This is a genomic window from Aeromonas sobria (assembly GCF_006243315.1).
Classification (GTDB): Bacteria; Pseudomonadota; Gammaproteobacteria; order Enterobacterales; family Aeromonadaceae; genus Aeromonas; species Aeromonas sobria_A.
In genome coordinates this window covers 12,047-34,736 of record NZ_NKWE01000011.1, presented here as the reverse complement: position 1 = coordinate 34,736, position 22,690 = coordinate 12,047, and the positions used below count along the sequence as shown (strand labels likewise).

The window sequence follows — 22,690 nt, the reverse complement described above, 5'->3', positions numbered from 1 at the left end:
GTGTTGAGCTAACCCATACTAATTACCCGTGAGGCTTAACCATACAACACCCAAGAAGTGTTTCTGGCCTTGTAGCGAATGAACGAACTACTTACAAATTCAGTGATAATGACAGCCACTTAGCGTGGAGTCGTTATTCACGTCAGCTTTCTAGATTAAGAATTTGCCTGGCGGCCATAGCGCCGTGGAACCACCTGATCCCATGCCGAACTCAGAAGTGAAACGCGGTAGCGCCGATGGTAGTGTGGCATTCGCCATGCGAGAGTAGGACACTGCCAGGCACCCAATACAAGAAACCCCGCTCGATGAGCGGGGTTTTTTATTGGCTGCAATTCAGCAAATCGCCTGATAATTGACCTTTTATTCCCTCTTCTCTGCCGTTTTCTCTGTTTTTCCTCCTCGATTTTCTCCGGTTCTGCCATCGCCGCTGGCTGTGGTTGTCGCTATAATGGCCGCCCTCAAGCAAGGTGGTGGTATGAAAGCAGAATATCTACAACGATTCGGGGGCATTGCCCGTCTTTATGGCCAGAACGCTCTGCGTTCCTTTAGCCAGGCCAAGGTCTGTGTGGTGGGGATCGGCGGCGTTGGCTCCTGGGCAGCGGAGGCACTGGCTCGCGCCGGTATCAACCAGATCACCCTGATCGACATGGACGATATCTGCATCACCAACACCAATCGCCAGATCCACGCCATGCAGGGTACGGTTGGTCGCCTCAAAACCGAGGTGATGGCCGAGCGTATTCGCGCCATCAATCCGGATTGCGAAGTGATCGAAGTGGACGATTTCGTTACTGCCGACAACCTGGCTGAGCATATCAAGCGAGAGTTTGACTATGTGGTGGATGCCATCGATTCGGTCAAGGCCAAGGTGGCGCTGATTGCCTTCTGCAAGCGCAACAAGATCCCGGTGATTGTGGCGGGTGGTGCTGGCGGGCAGATGGATCCGACTCAAATCAAGGTGGCCGATCTGGCCAAGACCATTCAGGATCCGCTGGCGGCCAAGGTGCGCTCTGACTTGCGCCGATTGCACAACTTCAGCAAGAATCCGGCGCGCAGGTTTGCGGTGGAGTGTGTCTTCTCAACCGAGCAACTGAGCTATCCAGATGGCAATGGTGGCACCTGTCAGGCCAAGGCGGCCAGCGATGGCACCATGAAGATGGATTGTGCCTCCGGCTTTGGTGCTGTGACGCCGGTGACGGCAACCTTTGGGCTGGTTGCCGCGTCCCGGGTGTTGAAGAAGATTGCCGAGCGGGGTGCCCGCGCCGAGAAAGAGGCCGGGAATGAAGGCGAAGGGTCGATTAGCGAAGCGTAAGCGACCACTTAACAAGCCGGGTTAGGCGGCCAGCTCCCGGATCGCCAGCACGATCGCTCTGAGCCCGTTACCTCGTGACGGGCTCAAGTGTTTCTCCAACCCCAGTTCGGTGAAATAGCCTTCCATATCAAAAACCTGGATCGCCGCAGACGATTGATGGTTAAGCGCCGCCAGCACGATGACGATAAGGCCCCGTACGATGCGGGCATCGGAATCACAGGCAAAGTGCCAGCAGCCATCCTCGCTTTGTTCTCCCTTCAGCCAAGCCTGGCTTTCACACCCCTTGAGGCGAAACTCCTCCTGCTGCCATTCGCCGGGTAGCGCTGGCAGCTGTTTGCCGAGCTGGATGATGAGCCGGTACTGGTTCTCCCAGCCGTGGGCGGCGGCAAACTGCTGGCGGATGGTGTCGGCGTTGGGCTCAAGGCCAATCTGGGTATAGCTTGCGAGGTCACTCATTCGGTTATCTGCCTTAGAAGAAGTCACTGAGTTTGTACAGGGCGGCCAGCAGGGCGTCGACATCGTCCCGATTGTTGTAGCAGGCCAGCGAGGCGCGCATCGTGCCGCCGATCCCGAGCGACTCCATCAACGGCATGGCGCAGTGATGGCCGGCTCGCAGGGCGATCCCCTGCATATCGAGCAGGGTAGCGGCATCCTGCGGGTGGATATCCTCGAGCAAGAAAGAGACCGCACCGGCGCGCTGATTGGGTTCGCCGATCAGACGCAGCCCCGGCACCTGTTGCAGACCTGCGACCAGATAGTCGGTCAGTGCCTGTTCATGGTTGGCGAGCCATTGCCGGTCTTGCTCCATCACAAAGTCGATGGCGGCGGCGAGGCCGATAGCACCAGCGATATGGGGGGTGCCCGCCTCGAACTTGAAGGGCAGGGTATTGAAGGTGGTGCCGCTGAAACTGACCCGATCGATCATCTCGCCACCGGCTTGCCAGGGCGGCATCCGTTCCAATAGCTCGGTGCGGCCCCACAACACGCCGATGCCGGTCGGGCCATAGAGTTTGTGGCCGGAGAAGGCATAGAAGTCGCAACCGATGGCTTGCACATCCACCTCGAGATGAGCCACCGCCTGAGCGCCATCGAGCAGGGTCAGAGCGCCGACTGCCTTGGCCGCTGCCACCATCTCTTTGACCGGATTGACGGTACCGAGGGCATTGGAGACGTGGGCTACGCTCACCAGTCGGGTGCGTGGCCCCAGCATGGCGTGATAGGCGGCCAGATCGAGATCGCCCCGCTCATCGAGGGGAATAACCCGGATGACTGCGCCGGTGCGCTGGGCGACCAGTTGCCACGGGACGATATTGGCGTGGTGCTCCAGGGTGCTGAGGATGATTTCGTCCCCTGTCTTGAGCTCGCTCATCCCCCAGCTCTGGGCCACCAGATTGATCGCCTCCGTGGTGCCGCGAGTCCAGATCACCTCGTGGCTGCGGGGCGCATTGATAAAGCGGGTGACAGTCTCGCGGGCAGCCTCAAAGGCGCGGGTCGCGCGGCCACTCAGGGCGTGGGCGGCGCGGTGCACGTTGGCGTTGTCGGCCCGATAGTAGTGAGCGATGGCATCCAGTACCGCTTGCGGTTTCTGGGTGGTGGCGGCGTTGTCCAGATAGACCAGAGGGTGGCCGTTTACCTCCTGCGCCAAGGCCGGAAACTGGCTGCGCAGTTGGGTGTGCTGTTGCTGATTCATGCTCCCCTCATCATCTGGAAAAAGTCATCATCTCGAAAGGTCGGCCATGATCCTGAAAATAGCGCCCGAACACAAGGCGCGATAAGCCGGAATGGCGGTTGCCTGCCGTGCAGCAGGTACGGCTCGTCGGGTGATTTCTGGTACAATGCCGCCCCTCATCATAAGCCAAGAGATCCGGCCCATGAAGCTCAACCCCAATCAGAACGAAGCGGTCAAGTATGTCTCCGGCCCTTGCCTGGTGCTGGCGGGTGCCGGATCGGGCAAGACCCGCGTCATCACCAACAAGATTGCCTATCTGGTGCAGCAGTGCGGCTATAGTGCGCGCAATATCGCCGCAGTTACCTTTACCAACAAGGCGGCACGGGAGATGAAGGAGCGGGTCGGCCAGACTTTGGGTCGCAAGGAGGCGCGGGGGCTGATGGTCTCCACCTTCCATACCCTGGGGCTCGATATCATCCGCCGGGAGCACAAGAGTCTGAATCTCAAGGCCAACTTCTCCCTGTTCGATGATACTGACCAGCTGGCGCTGCTGAAAGAGTTGACTGAAGACGAGCTCGACAACGACAAGGACAAGCTCTCGGCCCTTATCAGCCAAATCTCTAACTGGAAGAACGACCTTATCCTGCCAGCCCGCGCCATGCGCATCGCTCGCGGGCCGGAAGAGGTGTTGATGGCCCAGCTCTATGAGCGTTATCACCGCCAGATGGTGGCCTACAACGCGCTGGATTTTGACGATCTTATCGTGATGCCGACCCTGTTGCTCAAAAGCAATCAGGAGGTGCGCGAGCGCTGGCAGAACAAGATCCGTTACCTGCTGGTCGATGAGTATCAGGATACCAACACCAGCCAGTACGAACTGGTGAAGCAGATCGTCGGTGAGCGCTCCCGCTTTACCGTGGTGGGGGACGACGACCAGTCCATCTACTCCTGGCGCGGTGCCAAGCCGCAGAATCTGGTGCTGCTGAGCGAAGATTTCCCCAGCCTAAAGCTGATCAAGCTGGAGCAGAACTACCGCTCCAAGCGGCGCATCCTCAAGTGCGCCAACATCCTGATCGCCAACAACCCGCACGTCTATGACAAGGCGCTCTTCTCCGAGCTGGATGAGGGAGTGAAGCTGAAGGTGCTGTTCGCCAAGAACGAGGAGCACGAAGCGGAGCGGATCGCCGCCGAGATGATGGGCCACAAGTTTATGAACCGCACCCGGTTTAAGGATTACGCCATCCTCTACCGGGGCAACCATCAGTCGCGCATTTTCGAGAAGGCGCTGATGACCAACCGGATTCCCTACCGCATCTCCGGTGGCACCTCGTTTTTCTCCCGCACCGAGATCAAGGACATCATGGCCTACCTCAAGCTGCTGGTGAACGCGGACGAGGACACCGCCTTCTTGCGGGTGGTCAACCTGCCACGCCGCGAGATTGGCCCCACTACCCTTGAGAAGCTTGGTCAGTATGCCAACCAGCGTGGCAAGAGTCTGTTTGCCGCCAGCTTCGAGCTGGGGCTGGAGCAGCACCTCTCCGGCCGTGGCCTCGTGGCCCTGCAGGCATTCACCAACTGGCTGGTTCGCCTTGGCGATCAGGCGCTGCGTGGTAATCCGGTGGAGGCGGTGCGGGACATGATCAAGGAGATCCACTACGAAGAGTGGCTCTACGAGACCTCCCCCAGCCCGAAAGCGGCCGAAATGCGGATGCAGAACGTCTCTACCCTCTATCGCTGGATCACCGAGATGCTGGAGGGGGATGAGCTGGAGGAGTCGATGACGCTGGCTCAGGTGGTTACTCGCCTCACCCTGCGCGACATGATGGAGCGCAACGAGGGGGAAGACGATGCTGATCAGGTGCAGCTGATGACGCTGCATGCCTCCAAGGGGCTGGAGTTTCCCTATGTCTACATGGTAGGGATGGAGGAGGGCTTGCTGCCGCACCAGACCAGCATCGATGAGGACAATGTGGAGGAGGAGCGCCGTCTCGCCTACGTGGGCATCACCCGGGCCCAGACCGAGCTGACCTTCACTCTCTGCAAGGAGCGGCGTCAGTTTGGCGAGTCGGTACGGCCGGAGCCGAGCCGCTTTTTGCTGGAGCTACCGCAGGATGATCTGGAGTGGGAAAATCAGAAGAAGGTGACGGCCGAGGAGCGCCAGCAGAAAGGACAAGTGGGCATTGCCAATCTGCGGGCGATGTTCAAGAAGGACTAAAGCGGTGGGCTGGCCGGGGCAAGCAGCGGCACTATGTCGGCTCCGGGCATAGGGGGGGAGATGTATCGTCCTTGCCCCATCTGGCAGCCGATGTCGATCAGCTTCTGCAACTGTTGCTGGTTCTCGATCCCCTCGACCACCAGGGTGTAATTAAGATCCTGACAGATATCCCGCATGGCGCGGATCAACGCCAAATCTTTGGGTGACTGCAGCATGCGTTGGGTAAAGCTGTCATCCACCTTGATGTAATCCACCGGAAAGTGAAACAGGGCATTGAGGGAGGAGAAGCCGGTGCCAAAATCATCCAGGCTGATCTGGATGCCCTTGGCTCGCAAGTCATGCAAGGACGCGAGCGCATCGGAATCCTGTCGTGACAATTCCCGCTCGTTGAATTCAAAAATCAGATAGTTGGGGGCAACCCCCACCTCCTCAATGATGGCCATCAGCCGCATGATATGGTCGTGGTTGGCGAGGTGTTTGCCCGAGAGGTTGATGGCGACCTTGAACTTGCTTTGTCCCGAGAACGGCAACCAGTTTTTTAACTGTTGGCAGGTTCGCCGCAGGATCTGGTAATCCAGCTCGAGAATGAGACCACACTGCTCCGCCAGTGGAATAAAATCAAAGGCATCTTTCAGCACTCCCTCCTCGGTCAACCAGCGTGCCATCACCTCCAGCCCGGTCAGATGACTGTCTTGCAGCCGGATCACCGGTTGGTAGTAGGGGACGATTCGCCCCTCTCGCAACGCTCTGGCCAGCATCTCCTCCGGCGAGTTCCAGTTCTGGTTAATGCAATCTTCCGAGTAGTGGACGATCCGGCTGCGGCCATTGCGCTTGGCCTGATACATGGCCAGATCGGCTTGATGGAGCAGTTGGCTGATATCCGTGGTTTGCTCGGATACGCTCGATACCCCGAGACTGACGGTAATATTCAGCTCGTTACCTAACAGCCTGAACGGATAGGAGAGGCGGCTGATGATGCGGTTGAGCACCGGGCTGATGTCGTCCTCGTGTTTGCTGTTATCCAGATAGATGACAAACTCGTCGCCACCCAGTCTGGCCACCAGATCATTTTGCCGGATACAGGTCTGCAGCCGGCGGCTGACCTCTTTCAGTAGCTGATCGCCGGCACTGTGGCCCAGGGTGTCATTGATCTGTTTGAAGTGGTCCACATCGATAAAAATCACCGTAAATCCGGGCGATTTGTAGCGATTGTAGTGTGTCATAGCTTGATTGAGATGGTTCATCAACAGCGCCCGGTTGGGCAGCTGGGTCAGCGGGTCGTGGAGTGCATCGAATTGCAGCCGCCGTTCCAGCTCTTGATGCTGCTTGAGCTGTTTTTGCAATCTGAGGTTGGTCTGGCGCAACTGCTGCAGCCGCTGGTTGATGGAGTCCTCGGTGTTGATGTCGGTGAGTTGCTGACGGATCCGCCTTAACTCCAGCAACAGGGTGAGCTGGCCGCGCAAGAAATCGAGGAACAGCTTGTCATCGGTCTCCAGCGGTTGAGCCGTGCTGATGATGAAGTGGCCGAAGTACTGCTGCTGCAGTCGTAGCGGCATGCTGTGCCAGTGTCGTGATTCCCTGTTTACCTCGATATTGCTGGTGCTGTGACATAAACCACTGATGAGTTCATCACTCTGGTGAGGGTGTGCCGGATAAATTTTCTCCAGCTTCTGGCTATTGAGCCTGACCAGCAGCATGTCCTCGATGGCCAGCATCTGGCGCAGAACTGCCTCTAGCTGGGAAAACAGCGCCTGACCCGGCAGGGTGTTGGCTAACCGTATGATACGGCTGATGCTCTCAATCTTCTTCTTCCAGTTAGGATCTTTACGGAACAACGGAGAAGGGAGTTCAGCGAGATGATAGTCCGCTTGGGTTTCGGTCAGCCGTTTGGCCAGACACTCCAGCAGCAGGCGCAGGGTCGGCAGATCTGTTGGCGCACCGCGCGCCAGTAGCCACTGTATCTGGCCATGCTCGATGGGGAAGACACACCACCCCTCAGCCTCATCCAGCTGAGTGAGCTGATCGGCGATGCGAGATTGCTCCCGGCCCAGTTGCTGTTTGAAGGTGTCGCTCACCTTGTGGGCGTAGATCCAGTTCAAGCCGGTATCTGAGAGGCCCAGCATGCCGAAATGTTGCAGCGGGCAGAGTTGATCAATTTGCTGGATAAGTGCGTCGTAATCCCCGGCCGTGGCCGTTTGCTGCGCCGGGAAGTCCATAATGGCAGAGACCAACGCCAACAGAGGAGTTGAGTAATGGGGTTCGATGGATTGGGACGACATGTGCAACTCCCGATATGTCTACCTTACAAGAGTAGTCGGAAGTCGATAGATTGAAAGGGCCGCAATTGCGGCCCTTTCAAATACTTACAGCTTATCGATCATGTAGTGAATGGCGTTTTCTATCTCTTCATCACTACAGGTCGCGCAGGTGCCGCGTGGCGGCATCATGCCGGACTTGCCGGTGAAGCCTTCAATGGCATGTTTTTTGAGTGTCGGAATACCCTGGGCGATGCGAGGTTCCCAGGCTGCCTTGTCACCCCGTTTGGGGGCACCAGCGGCACCGGTGGCATGACAGGCAAAACAGGCTCCATTATATACAGCTTCGCCGTCGCGGGGGCCGGAAGGTGTGGCGGCAACAGCAGTCGCACTTGCCCCGACAATACCTTCCAGATCCTTGGCGGTATAGACCTGACCGATTGGTTTGACCCGCTCGGCAATGGCTTCCGGCGACATCTCAGCGGACGCAAGCACGGCTCCAGACAGGCTGGCGGCCGTCATCCCGACAGCCAGCAAATAGCTCAGTTTTTTCAACACGCTCATATACTCCCAGCAGTCTTTTATTATCCCTGTAAACGACGGGATTATAACCGAATAGTTACGGCCTTTTAAACGCTTGTGTGTGAAGTGTTAAACACTCTGCGTACAAAGTCTTGTCCGATATCACGCCAATTCGGGTGGTGGAGATAAAAAGAAACCCGGCATTCGCCGGGTTTCGGGTAAAAAAATGCTGAAATGGGCTATTTGTCCCAGCTCAGGATCACTTTGCCGGAGTGGCCGGAGCGCATCGCATCGAACCCCTGCTGGAATTCGTCGATGTGGAATCTGTGGGTAATGATGGGGGAGAGATCCAGTCCGGACTGGATCAGGCTGGCCATTTTGTACCAGGTCTCGAACATCTCGCGGCCATAGATCCCTTTGATAAACAGCCCCTTGAAGATCACTTTGTTCCAGTCGATGGCCATGGTGGAGGGGGGAATGCCGAGCATGGCGATCTTGCCGCCGTGGTTCATCTTGTCGAGCATCTCCTGGAAGGCGCTCGGCACGCCAGACATCTCCAGCCCCACGTCGAACCCCTCGGTCATGCCCAGTTCGCTCATCACATCGGCGAGCTTCTCTTTACTGACGTTGACCGCGCGGGTGGCGCCCATCTTGCGGGCCAGCTCCAGTCGGTATTCATTGACGTCAGTGATCACCACGTGACGCGCACCAACATGACGGCAGACCGCGGCAGCCATGATGCCGATGGGGCCAGCACCGGTGATGAGCACATCTTCACCTACCAGATCGAAGGAGAGGGCGGTGTGCACCGCATTGCCGAACGGGTCGAAAATGGCAGCCAGCTCGTCCGGGATGTTGTCCGGCAGCTTGAAGGCGTTGAACGCGGGGATCACCAGATATTCGGCAAAGGCGCCCGGGCGGTTGACGCCAACCCCAATGGTGTTGCGGCACAGATGGGTGCGCCCGGCACGGCAGTTGCGGCAGTGGCCGCAGGTGATGTGCCCTTCGCCGGAGACCCGATCGCCGATGGCGAAGCCGCGCACCTCCTGACCGATGGCGACCACTTCCCCCACATATTCATGGCCGACCACCATGGGCACCGGAATGGTCTTTTGCGACCACTCGTCCCAGTTGTAGATATGGATATCGGTGCCGCAGATGGCGGTTTTGCGGATCTTGATCAGCAGGTCGTTGTGGCCAAGCTCGGGGGCCGGCACGTCCGTCATCCAGATGCCGACCTCTTTGTGCAGTTTGGAGAGTGCTTTCATGGCTGTTCCTTCAATATGAATGCAGAAAAAAGGGGCTGCAGCCCCTTGATTCAAATCAGATAATGCCGAGTTCACGGCCGATGCGGATAAAGGCGTCGATCGCCTTGTCCAGCTGCTCGCGGGTATGGGCGGCAGACATCTGGGTGCGAATCCGTGCCTGACCCTTGGGCACTACCGGGAAGGAGAAGCCCACCACATAGATGCCGGCAGCCAGCATGCGGCTCGCCATCTCGGAGGCCAGTTTGGCATCCCCCAGCATCACCGGAATGATGGCGTGATCGGCACCCGCCAGAGTGAAGCCAGCAGCGCTCATCCGCTCGCGGAAGTAACGGCTGTTCTCTTTCAGACGGGCGCGCAGGTCGTGACCCTCGGCCAGCATGTCGATCACCTTGATGGTGGCAGAGACTATGGAGGGGGCCAGCGAGTTGGAGAAGAGGTAGGGGCGGGAGCGCTGACGCAGCCAGTCGATCACCTCTTTCTTGCCGGAGGTATAGCCGCCGGATGCGCCGCCGAGCGCCTTGCCCAGGGTGCCGGTGATGATGTCGACCCGATCCAGCACGCCACAATATTCGTGGGTGCCGCGACCGTTTTCACCGATAAAGCCGACAGCGTGGGAATCATCCACCATCACCAGCGCATCGTATTTGTCCGCCAGATCGCAGATGGATTTGAGGTCGGCGATGACCCCATCCATGGAGAAGACACCATCGGTGGCGATCAGCTTGAAGCGGGCGCCATCGGCATCCGCTTGTTTGAGCTGGGCTTCCAGTTCGGCCATGTCGTTGTTGGCGTAGCGATAGCGCTTGGCCTTGCACAGCCGCACCCCGTCGATAATGGAGGCGTGGTTGAGGGCATCGGAGATGATGGCATCTTCGGCGCCGAACAGGGTCTCGAACAGGCCGCCATTGGCATCGAAGCAGGAGGAGTAGAGGATGGTGTCCTCGGTGCCGAGGAAGCCGGACATCTTCTGCTCAAGCGCTTTGTGCTGGTCCTGAGTGCCACAGATGAAGCGCACCGAGGCCATGCCGAAGCCGTGGCTGTCGAGCCCCTGATGGGCGGCAGCGATCAGATCCGGGTGGTTGGCCAGCCCCAGATAGTTGTTGGCACAGAAGTTCAGTACCTGCTCACCGCCGACGGCGATGCTGGCCTGCTGGGCGGAGGTGATGATGCGCTCCTGCTTGTACAACCCTTCAGCTTGCACCTGGTTCAGTTGCTCGGTCAGGTGACGATAGAATCCGTTAGACATCCTCGATCCTTATTGGCTATTTCAGCTGCGTATCAACAGAGGGCGACATTTTACTGCAATCTGTTGCGGTAAATTCAAATGTTTGTGCTGATATTCAACAAATGTGAAACAGATCTCACCCAACTGGTTGGGCCAGCTGACGGTAATGTTGTTCCAGTTGCTGGATCTGTGTGGCCACTTGGGGTTGCACATAGGGGCGCAGCAGGAACAGCACCTTCAACACTCCCTGATAGAGCAGCGGTTTGGTGATGCGGGTGTTGGGGGCCTGGGCAATCTGGAACGGGATCCAGCAGGTCACCACCATCTTGATGGTTTGGCCCAGATCCGGCAGGTCTTCGTCGCTGACATCGATGATGCCCCCTTCGCGCAGGCTCTTGAGCAGGGCGACCACTGATGCTCGCATCTGCTCCTGAGCCTTGAGGTACTTCTGTTGCAGCGGTTCGTCTCGGCTCAGGATGTCTGGCAGATTGGCGTAGAAGAAGCGGAACTGCCACATCAGATAGAAGATGGCATCCAGATAGCCCATCAGATCCTGCAGGGTGATTTCACGGTTGCGGGTCGGGATGAAGCTCTCGCTCAGGTGGCGGGCATACTGGTCGAAGATGGAGTGGATGATGTCTTCTTTATTGCGGAAGTGGTAATAGAGGTTGCCCGGGCTGATGCCCATGTGCGCCGCAATATGGTTGGTGGTGATGTTGCGTTCACCCTGATCGTTGAACAGCTCGGTCGCGCTGTGAATGATCCTGTCTCTGGTTTTCATCACTCATTCCTCCAGCGGGTTTCGTCTGGGGGCGATTTTAACAAGGTCGAATCCCCAGACCGCCCGTGATAAACTTTTCGGCAATTTCAAATTGGCTCACTATACACAGCTTTAACAAGCAGTCACATGTAGCCATCAACGTACGAGAGGCAAACTCCATGATCGTAGTAACTGGCGGTGCTGGCTTTATCGGCAGCAATCTGGTCAAGCAGCTGAACGCTCAAGGACGGACCGATATCGTGGTCATTGATGACCTGACCGACGGCACCAAGTTCGTCAACCTGGTCGATCTGACCATCGCTGACTACATGGATAAGGAAGAGTTTCAGCACCGTATAGTGTCTGGTGACGATTTCGAAGAGTGGGATGGCATCGAGGTGATCTTCCATGAAGGCGCCTGCTCTGCCACCACCGAGTGGAACGGCAAGTTCATCATGGAGGTCAACTACGAGTACTCCAAGGATCTGTTCCACTACTGCATCGAGCGTGAAATTCCATTTATCTACGCCTCCTCTGCCGCAACCTACGGTGGCCGCAACGACAACTTCATCGAAGATCCCAAGTTCGAACAGCCGCTCAACGTCTACGGCTACTCCAAGCAGCTGTTTGACCAGTACGTGCGCCGCTGGATCCCCGAGATCAACTCTCAGGTGGTCGGCCTCAAGTACTTCAACGTCTACGGCCCGCGCGAGCAGCACAAAGGCTCCATGGCTTCCGTCGCCTTCCACCTCAATACCCAGGTGAAGAAGGGCGAGAATCCCAAGCTGTTTGAAGGCTGTGACGGCTTCCCAAACGGTGGCCAGATGCGTGACTTCATCTATATTGACGACGTCTGCAAGGTAAACCTCTGGTTCTGGCAGAACCCGCAGCACTCCGGCATCTTCAACTGCGGTACCGGCCGTGCCGAGCCGTTCCAGAACGTGGCCGAAGCGGTGATCAAGCATCATCAGAAGGGGGCCATCGAGTACATCCCCTTCCCGGATCACCTCAAAGGTCGCTACCAGAGCTTCACCCAGGCTGACATGACCAAGCTGCGCAGTGTCGGTTATGACGCCGAGTTCAAAACCGTTGCCGAAGGGGTAGCGGATTACATGGCCTGGCTCAACCGCTAACGGGTGAGCACAACGCGGCAGTTTGAGCGCAAAACCGGAAGTGGGCACTCCCCTGCTTCCGGTTTCTGGTCTCTGTGGCTGCTTGCCGTTCCTCTCTTCTCTACCGGATAACCGCGCGATGAATATATTGATGGCACTCTCCCAGCTCGAAGTAACGGGCGCGGAGGTATATGCCACTACAGTCGGCAACGAACTGACCCGGCGTGGTCACAACGTCTTTTATGTGTCAGATACCCTGACCAAACCGACCCTTGGCCCCGTCTTCAAGCTGAGATTCAACAAGCGCAGCATCCTGCGTCGTTTCTGGCACGTCTTCTACCTCATCTATCTCATCAAGAAGCATCATATCCAGTTGGTGCATGCTCACTCCCGCGCCTCCGGCTGGAGCAGCTATGTCGCCTGCAAGCTGACTGGCACTCCGATGATCACGACTGTGCATGGCCGCCAGCCGGTGCACGCTTCGCGCAAAGCCTTCCATGCTCTTGGGTTTAGGGCTGTTGCCGTTTGTGAGGATATTGCCCATCAGATTGTCGACAATCTGGGGGTCGATCCTGCGATCGTGCAGGTGCTGCGTAACGGTATCGAAACCGACAAATTCCAGCCTGTGCCTGCGCCGGACAATCCCAAGCCGTTGATCGCTATCATTGGCCGTTTGAGCGGCCCCAAAGGGGAGCTTTGTTACCGCCTGCTCGACGAAGTGCTTGATCTTGATGCCTGCCGGGTGCGGATTGTCAGCGGTACCAAGGTGCCGGAGCGCTTTGCTCGTTTCGAAGGCCGTGCCGAGTTTGTTGGCTACGTCGACGATGTCCCCGCTCTGCTGGCGGGTAGCGATCTGGTGATCGGCGCCGGTCGGGTGGCGATGGAGGCACTGCTCTGCGGTCGCCCCGCCTTTGCCATCGGTGAAGCCAAGGCCATCGGTCTGGTGACTGAACAGAATATGGATGAAGCGCTGGCCAGCAACTTTGGTGACATTGGTCCCAAGGATCTGGCTATCGATTTTGCCAAACTCAAGGGCGATGTTGCCAATGCCCTGATCTGCAAAGAAGTCACGGATACCATTCGCCAGCGCGTGTTGCAGGAGTATGACCTGCAAGGTGTGGTCTCTGGTCTCGAGTCCATCTATCAGGATGCGGTGGTGGAAACCCTGCGCCGTGAAATGCCGGTCATCATGTACCACCGCTTTATCGAGCAGGATAGCGAGAAAGGGGTGCACGGCACCTGGATGCCAATCGCCATGTTCGAGAAGCATCTGCGCCTGATGAAGTGGCTCGGCTATGAAACCCTGACCTTCCGTGATTTGGCGGACAAAGGCTTTATCCACCGTCTGCAATACGGCAAGAAGTACCTGATGATCACTGCCGATGACGGCTATCAGGACAATCTGACCCGCATGCTGCCGCTGCTGGAAAAATATGGTTACAAAGCCGTAGTGTACGTGGTCACCGGAGAAGGCTATAACCGTTGGGATGTGGAGCATCCGACCAATCCGGATACCAAGGTTTCATTGATGAGTGGCGAGCAGGTCAAGGCGCTGGCCGCCAGCGGTCATGTGGAGATTGGTGGTCATACTCTGACCCATCCTCGTCTTAGTCAGCTTTCACCCGAGCAACAAGCCCGTGAAATTCAGGAGAATAAACGCCAACTGGAAGCCCTGCTTGACCATCCGCTGCTCTCGTTTGCCTATCCTTACGGAGATATGAACGAGAGTGCCAAGGAGCAGGCTATCGCCGCCGGGTATCGTTTTGCCGTCGCTACCAATAGCGGCCCCAAAGCAATGCACCAGGACCCTTTCCAGATCCGCCGGATCGCCATTTTCCCCCGCACGGATGTGTTCGGACTGTGGCGAAAAATTCGCGGGAATTATGTGTTCAGGAAATGAACCATGTTACATATGCTCAAGCTATATGCTCGTAACAAAGTGAGATGTCAGAAGGACAACCTAATTGAAATAAGGGGCTCTGTAAGAGTAAAGAAATGTCATATTATTATCAAAGGAACTGGTAATAAATTAGTGTTTCATGATGGGGCTATTTTAAACAATGTAATTATAGAAATTGATGGGCAAGGTTGTGAATTGTCCATCGGTGCTGACTGTGTAATCGGAGAAGGCTGTTATTTTTCTTGTCGTGAAAGAAATACTAAGTTAAGTATCGGTGATAACTGTATGTTTTCCAGGAATGTGAGACTCATGACATCAGATGGTCATGATATCCTGCACCATGGAATTCGTATTAATATGGCCAGAGATATATCTATAGGTAACCATGTTTGGTTAGCTGATGGCGTAACTGTATTAAAAGGCGTCAGTATTGGGGATGGTGCTGTAGTCGGAATCAACGCATTACTCACTACTAATGTTCCAGGTTACGTTGTTGCTGCAGGATTCCCAGCTAAAGTAATTAAAGAAAATATAATTTGGCGAGAAGACATTACTTTTTAGGTGGTTATGTATGAATATTTATATCATCAGTCTTAAACGCTCATATGAGCGTCGTCAGAAAATAATGGAACATATGACATCACATGGTGTTGAGTTCAATTTTTTTGATGCAGTAGATGGCCAGCTTGGGCATCCATTATTTTCAGATTATGACTATAAAAAGTGCTTGTGGTTTACCAGTGGGAAAATGCCAACAAAAGGAGAAATGGGGTGCTATGCAAGTCATTATATGTTGTGGGTTAAGTGTCTTGAAAAAAATGAGCCGTTCATTATTTTAGAAGATGACTGTATAATTTTAGAGACATTCAAAAAGCATTTTGGAGACATCAGTGAACTTGTTTTTAAATATGACTTTATTAGACTACAAGATGCTATAAGAGGACAGCTTCATCCTGTTGAAAATGGGGAGGGGTACTCAGTATCATTGATGGAAGATAACTTTGGTGGGGCCGTTGGATATGCAATATCACCTTTAGCCGCGGCGAAACTCATCAAGCATCGGTGGTCACTTCCTGTTGATTGCTTTATTGGATTATCATATTTGCATGGTATGCAGTCATTTGTTTTATCTCCCGCACTCGTTGCTCCAGACTATTATTCTCCAACAACAGTTCAACTCGGTTCCGACAAAGCTAAGTGGTATAGAAAACCGACTAGGGAAATATATTCACTTTATAAAAAAATAAGATTGAAGTTAGCTTATAAAAACAATACAAGAGAGCATTTATAATGAGTGATAAACCACTTAATTGGTATGTTAATATTTACTATGTTCTTCCATTAATAGTCGTTTCATGTCTGTCATTTAATACATGGGAAGGGAAACATTATATTTCCAGATTGGTGGTTGTAATGTTATTTATTACAGTGATTAAATCAAGGGATGTGGTAAAAAACAATATTTCAGACTTTGATGTGAGAAAAATCTTATCGTATTGGTTGGTAGTCGCGGCTTTATTTTTTTTATTTTCAATATTTAGAGGGGAATCCTTTGGCACCGCTCGTACTATATTGGTTTCGTTAATATATGTTCTTGTTGTCCCTTGGGGGAAAATAAACAAAAATCTGGTATTGTTATCAATTATTTTGGGCGGCATCACAGCTGGTGGTTTTTCAATATATGAACGTGAGTCTCTTGGTGTTATTGCGGTTGGTGGAGTGATTAATCAGATTCCATTTGCAACCTATGTAACGATAACCTGCTTGGTTACTGTCAATGTATATTTTGTATCTCAGTCAAAATTTGTAAAGCTAATGGCAGTTTTATCAACTGCGGGTTCCATATATGCAATTATCATGAGTGATGTTCGTGGAGTTTGGTTAGCTATTATAGGCGTTAGTGTTTTTTATTTATTTAATTACATAACGCGTTTTAAGGTTAAACATGCAGGAATACTATGTATTGCATTTTTAGTAAGTGGTCTTTTTATGTCTTCATCTATAAATGTCGACCGTAGGGTTCAACACACAAAAGTTGAATTTCAAGAAATTACTAATGGAAATTATGACACATCCATAGGTATCAGACTCCAATTATGGCGCTCCGCTATAGAAATGATAAAATTACATCCATTGACTGGACTGGGAACTGTACAATCTAAAAAAGAGATGGAGTTACAATATCAGAAAGGCTTTATAACAAGTACGGCCCTTACTTTTAAAGATTCCCACTTTCATAATCAGCTATTAGATAGCTATGTTCGTTATGGTATTATCGGTATTATATTGGTAATTATGATCTCTATGTCACCAATTATCCTTATTCATAGAGTACGAACTGATTTTAGGTCTTCCTTTATTGGTATAAGTATTTTGCTTATTCTTGCAGGGTTGACAGATGTACCATTTATGCATACAGGGTTAATATATATTATATTATTGTATCCGGCAGCAATTCTTTTATCTAGAAAACACAAAGAAAACTATGCATGTGAAATCTCTAAGGGAAAAGATGATGCGGTTGATCATTGATTTAGATGGTACATTAACACAAGCAAACACGTCAGATTATAAGAGGGTCTTGCCGAGAATGGATGTCATTGAGGCACTTAAATATTACAAAAAAAAAGGATTTGAAATAGTTATATTTACTGCTAGAAATATGAGAACCTTTGATGGTAATGTTGGGAAGATAAATATCCACACATTACCCATCATTACAGAGTGGCTTGATGCTCACCAGGTTCCATATGATGAGGTTATTGTCGGTAAGCCTTGGTGTGGTAAGTCAGGTTTTTATATCGATGATCGTGCTATTAGACCATCTGAATTTGCCACACTCTCGCTAGACGAGATCAATACATTGCTTGAAAAGGAAAAAATATGTTCCTGATCATGTCTGCGGCGTATGTGAATCAAGATCTAGAGGCTGAATTCGGGAAAATCCCACCCAGTTTTTTGCCACTGGGTAATCGTCGTTTATTCAAACATCAAGTGGCGCTGGCCCCGAGTGGCACGGATGTTTGTTTGTCTGTTCCAGAAAGTTACAGATTATCAGATAGTGATCTTGCATGGTTGACTGAACAGGGGGTTAAGGTCATTTACATTCCTGTCGGACTTAGCCTTGGCGCTTCTCTTGTTGCTGCGGTTAATTTGAGCGAGTACCGCCAGGGGAGTTCTCTACATGTTCTTTATGGCGACACGTTATTTGGCCGACTCCCTACAGGGGAGAATATAGTTAGCGTTTCAAAGACGGAGTATTATTATAATTGGGCAACTCTAGAACATGAGAATATTAATTGGATTGAAGATGAAAATCGCGATGTTGAAGGGCTGATAATAGACGGATATTTCAAGTTCCAGGATGCTAGGGAACTGATTCGGTGTATTACTCAATGTAATTGGAGTTTTCTCGAAGGGTTAAATAGGTATCATCATAAAGTTAGGTTAAATGTAGTTAAATCAGATGGGTGGTTGGATTTTGGGCATGTAAATACCTACTACAGGTCAAAGGCTGAATTTACCACACAACGTGCATTCAATGAGATTGTAATTACGCCATATTTTATTGAAAAATCTAGCGTCCATAATGTAAAAATTATGGCCGAGGCGGAGTGGTTTGAAAAGCTTCCTTTTTCTTTACGTGGATACATACCTCAGTTCTTGGGTTCATCAAAAAATGATGGTAGCGCTACGTATCGGCTAGAGTATTTGCACAATACAGCGTTAAATGAGGTTTATGTCTTCTCTGCGTTACCCAGCTTTTGCTGGAAACCAATAATTAATAATTGCCTAGATTTTCTATTGGATTGTCAACGAGTTAAAAATACTGAAAAACAGCCTGCTAATCAAGTGAGCGAGTTATTTGGGGCGAAAACATTGAGTCGTATCAATGATTATTGCCAGTCAAAAAATATATCACTGAATGAACATTGGAAATATAATGATTTTCAGCCTGTATCCATTCAGGATTTATTAGATACATGTAGTGTGTATTTGCCAAAAGATTGCGAGTTAGCATCTGTCCTGCATGGAGACTTCTGCTTCAGTAATATATTATATGATTTTCGTGCACAAAAAATAAAAGTAATCGATCCTCGAGGCATTACTGCTAGCGGTGAAATGACGATATATGGAGATGTTTCATATGACATTGCCAAGCTTAGTCATTCTATTCTTGGTTTGTATGATTGGATTATCGCTGGTTATTATGATGTAAACATATCTGCAGGGGAAATAGACTTTAAAATCAATGCCAGTAATAATGTAGAGGACATTCAATCTTATTACATGTCTCGCGTTTTTTCGGTGTTTGGTATCCGGCCTGAAACTCTTTTTGCGATGCAAATACATCTATTTTTGTCTATGTTACCACTTCATGCTGATTGTAAAAAACGGCAGAATGCACTATTCGCAAATGCTTTCCGTTTATTCCATATATTGAAGGGACCTAATTGATGATTGTTATTCCAATGGCAGGAATGAGTTCTCGCTTTTTTAAAGCCGGCTATGATAAGCCTAAATACATGTTGTCTGCACATGGTGCTACGCTATTTGAACACTCAGTTAATAGCTTTCATATGTATTTTGAAGATACGCCATTTTTGTTTATTGTTCGTGATGTTTACAATACTGAAAATTTTGTAAAAGAAATGGCTACTAAGATGGGGATAAAACAGTTCTTCATTTCTACGCTTGCAGAAGAAACAAGGGGGCAAGCTGAGACGGTAGCGATGGGACTGCTTGATTATATAAAAAATCATGTTCAATACCAAGGTTCTGTCACCATATTTAATATAGACTCCTTCCGTAATAATTTTACATTTCCAGATGTCACTGCGTATTGTGATGGGTATTTAGAGGTATTTCAAGGTGATGGCGATAATTGGTCGTTTGCAAAGCCATTAAAAGCTGATAGTACGGAAGTTATTCAGACTGCTGAAAAAATGAAAATTTCAGACCTTTGCAGTACCGGTTTGTATTACTTTGCAAATTATATGGATTATCTTGATGCATATAACAAGTACTCTGCCTTACCTGAGTCTAAATGGGATAAGGGTGAATTGTATATTGCACCATTATACAACTTGATGATCCATGATGGTAAGAAAATACATTACCATTTGATTGAGCGGAGTGATGTTATCTTCTGCGGTGTCCCAAAGGAATATCTTGATTTCCTCGACCAGGAGGTAACAAATGAAGATAAATGATCGCGATATAACATTTGTGGTGCAGGGGCCAGTTCAAACTACTAGTGGTCGACATCAAGCGGATGGCATCACACAACAATGTCTGAAGTCTATCAGAATACATTTTCCTGAATCGAAAATTATATTATCAACATGGAAAGGTCAGTGTATTGACGGCCTAGACTTAGATCAATTATTGCTATTGGATGATCCAGGTCAAAACGAAATAAGAAACGATGATAAAGTTGTCAAATTGAATAATAACAGACAGCTGCATGGTGTGCATATGGGATTAGCTATGGTGACAACTCCCTATGCAGTTAAAATTCGCAGTGATAATGTTATTACTGGGCGTGGATTTTTGGAGTTATACCAGAAATATGCACATATTGAGCGGGATAGAGAGTTCTGCTATTTAGACAACCGAGTCATCACCAGCAGTGCATTTTTTATTTCATCACATTATGGCAAGCCTGTATTTTTTCATAAAAGTGACCTCTTTGATTTTGGCCTGACAAAAGATCTGCTAAAAATATGGCCAGAGAAAAAATTGGATCAGCTACATTTTTGCTTAAAATCTGGATTTAAAGAGCGTTATCCGGCTACGGAGCAATATTTTTTGCTGCACTGGCTTTCCATCTTGATGGGTAAGAAGTTGAAGATCAACAATAAGGCTAATGATGATGCCGGCCTAGGGTGCGAATTCTGGCCAAGTTTTATTGCGAATAACATTATCGTTGCCACGCCAGAAAAGTTATCTCTGGATGTAACCGATAGATTCTATAAGCGGGGTAATCTTTCATTGGAGTTAGACTTGCGTGATTGGCTATATCTTGTCGGTTTGAAAGGAAGGCCATTTGATGCCAAGCGATTATACAGAAAATATAAAGAAGTGTCTGGGCTGATATTGAGAGGGATTCGAGGCTAGATACATAATATTACGAAATTCTTCATTCGGCAGTTTTTATTAATGGATTAAGCTGCAGTTTTTATTTAAAGTATTATGTTCTGGCTCGTTACTACACTAGATTTTCTAGAGGGTCGAACAATTGAATGGATGTGTGAGAATAATATGGTGAAAGTCAACTACGGTCTGGCGTTGTTGCTTGGCATTGGGATATCTACATTATTTTTTCTGTCACAAATAGTGGCAGGCGATCAGACCCAGATGCTCTACAAGGGTTATCTTGGTGCTTATGAGGGGGTCTGGCTTAGTTATGGCAATGCGGCGAGTGCGGTGGGTAATGTGCCGGGGAGTTTGTCGGCCTGGCTGATTGGCGGGCCGCTGCTGCTGTGGGATTCACCTTATGCGCCCATGCTGCTGCTGTTGGCGATGCGGTTGGTCGGTTTCCTGCTGTTTGATGCGGTGATCCGCCAGGTGTTTGATGACCGTGGATTGAATGGCAATGTATTGAATAGCAATGTTGTGCGGTTGCTGTTTCTGGTGCTCTGCTGGCTCAACCCCTGGTTCCAGTACGAAAGTCTGCTCTACAACCCCTCTTATCTGTTCCTCTTCTCCGCCATGCACTGCTGGTCGGCCTGGCATATGCGCGAGCGGGCCTCCTTCTGGCACATGATTGTTCACCTGTTGGCCATCGGCATGGCGATGCAGTTGCACTACTCCTGGCCGCTGCTGGCGGTGATGTCTACTTATCTGTTCTGGCGCCGCATTCTCAAAGTGAGCTGGAGCGGGGTGGTGGTGGCTGCCCTGTTGATCGGTGCCTCGTTGATCCCGTATATGTTGGAGGCGATAAGTAACACTGCGATCACGCAGCAAGCCGATCCCGAAGCGCGTCAGCGCTATATCGGCTGGGGGCTGGTGCATGTCTATCCGGTGTTGAAGTCGGTGCTCTATTGGCTGCGTTACGGCTCCTGGCTGTTTGCCAGCAAGCTGGTCAACGACACCCAGTTTATCTGGCTGGCGGGCCACGAATATCTGCAGTTGGCGGCGGTCTGGCTGTGGCGGGTGGTGATCTACGGGGTGGGCTCGGCGACCGTATTGCTGGCGGCCAAGGCCAACTGGCAGCTGTGGCGCGATCTCAAACCACGCTTGCTGCGCAGTGATCGTGCCGAAGTGGATGGCGAGAGCTGGCTCGGCCTCTATGCGCTGGCGGCAGTGCTGGCGGTGCTGGTGAGTGCGGCGCTCTCGCCCATCACTTTCAACTACTGGCACCTGATGCTGATTTTCCCCTACGCCCTGTTCCCGACCCTGCTGCTGCTGGTGCGCTGGAGTCGCCGTTACCCGCAGTGGGTCGGCAAGGGGCTGCTGGCGGCCACCCTGTTCTGCACCGCAGTTAACCTGATTGCGGCCTGCGACAGCACCAAGTTCTCCTATCAGGCGGACTACAAAACCCAGGTGCTGGAGTATCTGCAAGAGATGAAGCTGCAACCCGGGCAGTGAGTCATCCCCAGCCAGCCCCCCGATCTTGGGGGGCTGGCTGTCGGTCGCTATTCGAAACGATCCATATGGGCGAAGTTTTTGGCTTCGGCAACCCAACCCTCACGCCCTTGCTGGTCCCGAATTTTTACCCACCACTGGTTCTGCGGTGACGGGCCGTATCTGACCTCTTTGCGCGCATAGTCGTAATCGAGGATGTAGGTTTTGCCCTTGTACCAGAACAGGCCATCGCCTTCGCCTTCGCCCACCCAGCCGAGGAGATAAATTTTTTCTCCTGCCTTCATGTTAAACAGCGGCCCTTTCCCCTCCTTGCTGTAGCCCAGTTTGACCGGTCTGAGTATCTCGACGATCCCCGCTTTTTCGGTAATGACGACCCCGGTCACCCCTTCTACCTGTTGGCCACGGGGCAGCCGGAACAGCTCCCTGGCAGTAGAAGATGGCTCGGCTCTGACGATCACCTCTTGCTTGGTGGTCCATGCCTGATAGGTACAACCTTCAAACGGGCAGCGTCCCCAGTCGAAATAGGGCAGGCGGGGCTTTTCATCAGAACTTACGGTCGTAGCGAACAACGACAACAACAGCAAAAACAGTCTCATGAATCTACCTGTCCGGCGGGGCGATCACCCGTCGGTTTGATGAATGGGTCAGCACTATATCTCAAGACCCCAAAATCCATCAAAGCAGCGGCTTTATTGATTTTTAGCGCAATAAAACGGGTGGTTGATGGTAATAGAAATAGGGGCCACAAGGGGCTGCTGAACGGCGGGAGGGGATAGCCCGCCCCTTTGCCTTGTGCCATGCTGATGGCTATCGGGGTATCGGGTCAGCACTTATGGGCATCTCTCGTTCGGGTATGGGTTTG

Annotated in this window: 20 protein-coding genes and 1 rRNA gene; 13 read left to right on the top strand and 8 right to left on the bottom strand. The window is 51.7% G+C overall.

The features are described 5' to 3' along the window. The first annotated feature begins 166 nt into the window (after positions 1–166). A 5S ribosomal RNA gene (gene rrf / locus CF137_RS03155) occupies positions 167–281 on the top strand. A 194-nt stretch (positions 282–475) separates the two neighbouring features. Further along, on the top strand, positions 476–1,312 hold the full coding sequence (gene tcdA / locus CF137_RS03150) for a tRNA cyclic N6-threonylcarbamoyladenosine(37) synthase TcdA (RefSeq protein WP_139717882.1): 837 nt from the start codon (positions 476–478) through the stop codon (positions 1,310–1,312). Positions 1,313–1,333: 21 nt separating this feature from the next. Here tcdA and CF137_RS03145 read toward each other — a convergent pair whose 3' ends face one another. Together CF137_RS03145 and CF137_RS03140 are read right to left on the bottom strand one after the other, a co-directional pair. Further along, entirely contained in the window at positions 1,334–1,768 is a 435-nt protein-coding gene (locus tag CF137_RS03145) for a SufE family protein (RefSeq protein WP_162515803.1), read from the bottom strand. Positions 1,769–1,781: 13 nt separating this feature from the next. Further along, positions 1,782–3,002, bottom strand: coding sequence for a cysteine desulfurase (locus CF137_RS03140; protein WP_139717878.1), 1,221 nt, complete (start codon positions 3,000–3,002; stop codon positions 1,782–1,784). 181 nt (positions 3,003–3,183) lie between these two features. Here CF137_RS03140 and rep point away from each other — a divergent pair, with 181 nt between their 5' ends. Continuing rightward, positions 3,184–5,196 carry a DNA helicase Rep gene (gene rep / locus CF137_RS03135; RefSeq protein WP_139717876.1) on the top strand — a complete coding sequence of 671 codons (2,013 nt, stop codon included), beginning with the start codon at positions 3,184–3,186 and terminating at the stop codon, positions 5,194–5,196. Here the strand turns inward: rep and CF137_RS03130 are convergent. The 5 genes from CF137_RS03130 to CF137_RS03110 all read right to left on the bottom strand — a co-directional run bounded on the left by CF137_RS03130 (position 5,193) and on the right by CF137_RS03110 (position 11,247). Next, entirely contained in the window at positions 5,193–7,475 is a 2,283-nt protein-coding gene (locus CF137_RS03130; protein ID WP_139717874.1) for a putative bifunctional diguanylate cyclase/phosphodiesterase, read from the bottom strand. The genes rep and CF137_RS03130 overlap by 4 nt on opposite strands. A gap of 84 nt (positions 7,476–7,559) precedes the next feature. Next, a complete protein-coding gene (locus CF137_RS03125) occupies positions 7,560–8,015 on the bottom strand; it encodes a c-type cytochrome (RefSeq protein ID WP_162515802.1) in 456 nt (151 codons plus the stop codon). Positions 8,016–8,212: 197 nt separating this feature from the next. Then, complete coding sequence (gene tdh, locus CF137_RS03120) at positions 8,213–9,241, bottom strand: L-threonine 3-dehydrogenase (RefSeq protein ID WP_033137598.1); 1,029 nt, start codon at positions 9,239–9,241, stop codon at positions 8,213–8,215. Positions 9,242–9,296: 55 nt separating this feature from the next. After that, positions 9,297–10,487: a glycine C-acetyltransferase gene (locus CF137_RS03115; protein ID WP_139717872.1), complete on the bottom strand. Its 1,191-nt coding sequence runs from the start codon at positions 10,485–10,487 to the stop codon at positions 9,297–9,299. Between the two features lie 115 nt (positions 10,488–10,602). After that, on the bottom strand, positions 10,603–11,247 hold the full coding sequence (locus CF137_RS03110; RefSeq protein WP_139717869.1) for a TetR/AcrR family transcriptional regulator: 645 nt from the start codon (positions 11,245–11,247) through the stop codon (positions 10,603–10,605). A gap of 158 nt (positions 11,248–11,405) precedes the next feature. Here CF137_RS03110 and rfaD point away from each other — a divergent pair, with 158 nt between their 5' ends. The 10 genes from rfaD to CF137_RS03060 all read left to right on the top strand — a co-directional run bounded on the left by rfaD (position 11,406) and on the right by CF137_RS03060 (position 21,831). Further along, positions 11,406–12,359 (top strand): ADP-glyceromanno-heptose 6-epimerase, encoded by a 954-nt coding sequence (gene rfaD, locus CF137_RS03105; RefSeq protein WP_139717867.1) that lies wholly within the window; start codon positions 11,406–11,408, stop codon positions 12,357–12,359. Between the two features lie 118 nt (positions 12,360–12,477). Continuing rightward, a complete protein-coding gene (locus CF137_RS03100; RefSeq protein WP_139717865.1) occupies positions 12,478–14,238 on the top strand; it encodes a polysaccharide deacetylase family protein in 1,761 nt (586 codons plus the stop codon). A gap of 3 nt (positions 14,239–14,241) precedes the next feature. Further along, a complete protein-coding gene (locus CF137_RS03095) occupies positions 14,242–14,799 on the top strand; it encodes an acyltransferase (protein ID WP_139717832.1) in 558 nt (185 codons plus the stop codon). Between the two features lie 10 nt (positions 14,800–14,809). Beyond that, positions 14,810–15,529 carry a glycosyltransferase family 25 protein gene (locus tag CF137_RS03090; RefSeq protein WP_139717830.1) on the top strand — a complete coding sequence of 240 codons (720 nt, stop codon included), beginning with the start codon at positions 14,810–14,812 and terminating at the stop codon, positions 15,527–15,529. Continuing rightward, positions 15,529–16,770 (top strand): O-antigen ligase family protein, encoded by a 1,242-nt coding sequence (locus CF137_RS03085; RefSeq protein ID WP_139717828.1) that lies wholly within the window; start codon positions 15,529–15,531, stop codon positions 16,768–16,770. Before CF137_RS03090 ends, CF137_RS03085 begins: the two co-directional genes overlap by 1 nt. Further along, positions 16,751–17,131 (top strand): HAD hydrolase family protein, encoded by a 381-nt coding sequence (locus tag CF137_RS03080; protein WP_139717826.1) that lies wholly within the window; start codon positions 16,751–16,753, stop codon positions 17,129–17,131. The genes CF137_RS03085 and CF137_RS03080 overlap by 20 nt, the downstream gene beginning before the upstream one ends. After that, complete coding sequence (locus tag CF137_RS03075) at positions 17,122–18,696, top strand: capsular biosynthesis protein (RefSeq protein WP_139717824.1); 1,575 nt, start codon at positions 17,122–17,124, stop codon at positions 18,694–18,696. Before CF137_RS03080 ends, CF137_RS03075 begins: the two co-directional genes overlap by 10 nt. Continuing rightward, complete coding sequence (locus CF137_RS03070) at positions 18,696–19,451, top strand: glycosyltransferase family 2 protein (protein WP_139717822.1); 756 nt, start codon at positions 18,696–18,698, stop codon at positions 19,449–19,451. The genes CF137_RS03075 and CF137_RS03070 overlap by 1 nt, the downstream gene beginning before the upstream one ends. After that, complete coding sequence (locus CF137_RS03065; RefSeq protein ID WP_139717820.1) at positions 19,438–20,358, top strand: WavE lipopolysaccharide synthesis family protein; 921 nt, start codon at positions 19,438–19,440, stop codon at positions 20,356–20,358. Before CF137_RS03070 ends, CF137_RS03065 begins: the two co-directional genes overlap by 14 nt. 144 nt (positions 20,359–20,502) lie before the next feature. After that, positions 20,503–21,831, top strand: coding sequence for a 3-deoxy-D-manno-octulosonic acid transferase (locus tag CF137_RS03060; RefSeq protein ID WP_240038502.1), 1,329 nt, complete (start codon positions 20,503–20,505; stop codon positions 21,829–21,831). Between the two features lie 47 nt (positions 21,832–21,878). On the opposite strand, the gene CF137_RS03055 is transcribed toward CF137_RS03060, so the two are convergent. Further along, a complete protein-coding gene (locus CF137_RS03055) occupies positions 21,879–22,424 on the bottom strand; it encodes a hypothetical protein (RefSeq protein WP_139717817.1) in 546 nt (181 codons plus the stop codon). Positions 22,425–22,690: the final 266 nt, after the last annotated feature.